The organism is Pseudostreptobacillus sp. (assembly GCF_977040545.1).
In genome coordinates this window covers 1-2,707 of record NZ_CDRRBS010000116.1, presented here as the reverse complement: position 1 = coordinate 2,707, position 2,707 = coordinate 1, and the positions used below count along the sequence as shown (strand labels likewise).

At 24.0% G+C, this 2,707-nt stretch carries 4 protein-coding genes; all 4 read left to right on the top strand.

The genetic code is table 11. The annotated features are described in order from the left end of the window. Positions 1–772, top strand: a 772-nt coding sequence (locus tag ACWYO2_RS05610) for a ShlB/FhaC/HecB family hemolysin secretion/activation protein (protein ID WP_455515499.1), incomplete at its 5' end; no start/stop codon positions are given. A 165-nt stretch (positions 773–937) separates the two neighbouring features. After that, positions 938–1,438, top strand: coding sequence for a ribosome maturation factor RimP (locus ACWYO2_RS05605; RefSeq protein WP_455515498.1), 501 nt, complete (start codon positions 938–940; stop codon positions 1,436–1,438). Continuing rightward, entirely contained in the window at positions 1,428–2,522 is a 1,095-nt protein-coding gene (gene nusA / locus ACWYO2_RS05600) for a transcription termination factor NusA (RefSeq protein ID WP_455515497.1), read from the top strand. Before ACWYO2_RS05605 ends, nusA begins: the two co-directional genes overlap by 11 nt. Then, on the top strand, positions 2,497–2,707 hold a 211-nt coding region (locus tag ACWYO2_RS05595), incomplete at its 3' end, for a DUF448 domain-containing protein (RefSeq protein WP_455515496.1). The genes nusA and ACWYO2_RS05595, both read left to right, overlap by 26 nt.

The window sequence follows — 2,707 nt, the reverse complement described above, 5'->3', positions numbered from 1 at the left end:
ATTAAATGAAAATGTAAATATATCATATACATTTGTAAGTCCTAAAAATCCAATAAGAGAAGAAAAGGAAGAATTAGGTATAGGAGAAAGTATAGAAGAAAAGGATATATCAAGTTTAGAAAAAGCAAGAATAAATAATAACTTAAATATAGATATATCATTTCCAATAAGAAATAGAGAATACTATATAACATATAATAATAGTTATTATAAGAAATCAATAATAGGTAATAATGATATATATGATATAAGTGGGAGTGAAAATAAGCTAGATACAAAGATAAAGTATGAGGTATATAGGGAAAAGAAGAATAAGATAAATTTAATAGGGAAGTATTCATATACACATAAGGAAAGTAATTTAGAAGATGTATTATTAACTGTAGATAATATAACAGATATAGGGTTAGGTATAGAATATATAGAAGAAGGTATAAAGATAGAAAGTATATATTTACAAAGATACTTACCGTATATAAAACATATATTAAATACTGATATATCATTAAGTAAACAATTAGATAATGATACAAGTATAGGACTTGATGTTAAAAGTGTTATAGAAAGAAGAAATAGTAGTTTAAATGTTAAAGGTAAATTAAACTATAAGGCAATATATACAGAAGCTGGATTTAATACAGATTATGTTAATATTAATCCAATAATAAAGATGGGATTAAAGAGTAGTTTTGAAAATATAAGCTTAGATACATCATTAAACTATGATAAAGAGTTAAAGTGGTTATTTAATTTGAAATATAATATATTTTAGAAGGAAGTTTTTTACTTTCTTCTTTTCTTTCTAATATCAATTAAAAATGACATACACTCCAAAGAATTTTAAATATTCTTGTATTATATCTAAAATTATGATATAATTAAATAAAAGTAAGAGAGTGGGTTAAGCCCACTCTTTAAATTTAATAGAGGTGAAATAATGGAAGAAAAATTAAAACTAATTGAAGAAAGGATAGAACCGTATTTGCAAGATTTAAATTTAGAACTGGCAGATATTGAGTATGTACGTGAAGGTGGATATAATTTTTTAAGAGTTTATGTAGAAAGTTTAAAAAATGAAACAACTCTTGATGATTGTGTTGCCCTTAGTACAAAGATTGATTCTATTGTAGATGACATGATAGATGATAAATTTTATCTTGAAGTTTCAACACCTGGTCTTGAAAGAAAGTTAAAAAGAGAAAAAGATTTTTTAAGATTTTTAGGTAGAGTAATAAATGTTAAAACAAGAAGTAATATTGATAATAAAAAAAGATTTGAAGGTGAATTGAAAAATTTTAAAGAAAATATAGTGTATATTAAAGATAATATGAATGATGAAATTGTAGAAATACCTTTAGAAAAAATTAAAGAAGCAAGACTTTCATTTGTTTTATCAGATATGACTTTTAGAGAGGATGTGGAAGGAGATGGGATCTAAAAAAGATACAGCAATATTTTTAGATGCAATAATTGAATTAGAAAAAGAAAAATGGATAAAAAGAGAAGAATTATTTGAAAGATTGAAAGCTGGACTTTTAGCAGCATATAAAAAGGATTTTAATGATCATGAAAATATTAGTGTTGATATAACAGAAAAAGGTGTTGTTAAAATGTATTCTGAAAAAACTGTTATAGATAATATAGTTAAATTTTATGATAAAGATTTAGAAATACCTTTAGATGAAGCAAAAGAATATCAAAAAAGAGCTAAAATCGGGGATGTTATAAAAATAGAATTAAAAGCTGATGGATTTAAGAGAAATGCTATTCAAAGAACTAAATCAATAATAGTTCAATATGTTAGAGAAAAAGAAAAAGAAGAAGTAGTAAGACAATTTAAAATGGTTGAGAATGAAATAGTTAATTTAACTGTTAAGAGAGTTGAGCCAAATGGGAATCTATATTCTAATATGAATGATTTAGATGTAACTATACTTAAAAAAGAATTATTACCAACAGATGAATTTAAAGCTGAAGATAAGTTTAGTGCTTATGTTAGAACTGTAGATACAAATGGTAAATATCCTAAAGTTGATTTAACTAGATGTGATGATAAATATTTGATTAAATTATTTGAAAGAGAAGTTCCAGAAATAAAACAAGGATTAATAACTATAAAAGGTATATCAAGAGAATGTGGAGTTAAATCTAAAGTTGCGATATACTCTGAAGATAAAAATTTAGATATTAAAGGTGCTTGTATTGGTAAGGATAGTTTAAGAATAAATAATATTTTAAATGAATTAAATGGTGAAAAAATAGAATTAGTTGAATGGAATGAGGATTTAAGAGTATTTGTTAAAAATGCACTTTATCCAGCTGAATTAAATTCTGTAGAAATAGTAAGAAATGATGAAGAAATAATAGCTAAAGTTGAAGTAGATCCTAGTCAATTAACTCTTGCTATAGGTAAAAAAGGGGTAAATACAAAATTAGCAGGGAAATTATGTAAATTAAGAGTAAATATAGAATCGAGTGTAGATGAATATGGAGAAGTTGAAACAGAAGAAATTCAAGAATAATGTTGTTGTTAGAACTTGCGTAATTACACGAGCTAATGATGAAAAATCTAAACTTTTGAAATTTATTGAAACTAATAGTGGTGAATATATATTTGATGAAAAACAAAATATTCACACTAGAGGAGTATATATTAAAAATGATATAGAAGTATTTCCAAAATTTTTTACGAAACACAAAACTCCTT

Excerpts from the sequence above, each read along its gene's own strand:
- nusA (WP_455515497.1), top strand. The coding sequence starts at position 1,428 with ATGGGATCTAAAAAAGATACAGCAATATTTTTAGATGCAATAATTGAA.
- ACWYO2_RS05605 (WP_455515498.1), top strand. The coding sequence starts at position 938 with ATGGAAGAAAAATTAAAACTAATTGAAGAAAGGATAGAACCGTATTTG.